This window comes from Mesorhizobium sp. M2A.F.Ca.ET.067.02.1.1 (genome assembly GCF_004023285.1).
Classification (GTDB): domain Bacteria; phylum Pseudomonadota; class Alphaproteobacteria; order Rhizobiales; family Rhizobiaceae; genus Mesorhizobium.
Map to the genome: position 1 here is coordinate 1 of NZ_RZSB01001426.1, position 463 is coordinate 463.

The window sequence follows — 463 nt, forward strand, 5'->3', positions numbered from 1 at the left end:
CGGCCTATATCGCCAACGTCATCCCGTGGCGGCCGCCGGGCAATCGTACGCCGACGCCGCATGAGACCGAAATCTGCCGGCCCTTCATCGAAAGGCAGATCGAGCTGGTCAATCCGAAAGTGCTGGTCAATCTCGGCGGACCGTCGGCCAAGACGCTGCTCAACACGACCGAAGGCATCCTGCGCCTGCGCGGCAACTGGCGGGTGCACACGACCGCATCGGGCATAGCCATTCCGGCGATGCCGACACTGCACCCGGCCTATCTCTTGCGGACGCCGGCGCACAAGAAACTGGCCTGGCGGGATGTTCTCGAGGTCAAGGCGAAGCTCAAGGCGTTGGGATAAGCGCCACCTTTCCTTCTCCCGTTGTTGTGGGAGAAGGTGGATCGGCGCGATAGCGCCGAGACGGATGAGGGGTGTTCCAGCGGAGTGAGACGCTGGCTTTCCCTGGAACACCCCTCATC

The 463-nt window shown here is 63.3% G+C and carries 1 protein-coding gene; it reads left to right on the forward strand.

From position 1 onward, the window contains the following. The coding region (locus EOA28_RS38165) for a uracil-DNA glycosylase (protein WP_189342433.1) at positions 1–344 on the forward strand (344 nt) is incomplete at its 5' end. Positions 345–463: the final 119 nt, after the last annotated feature.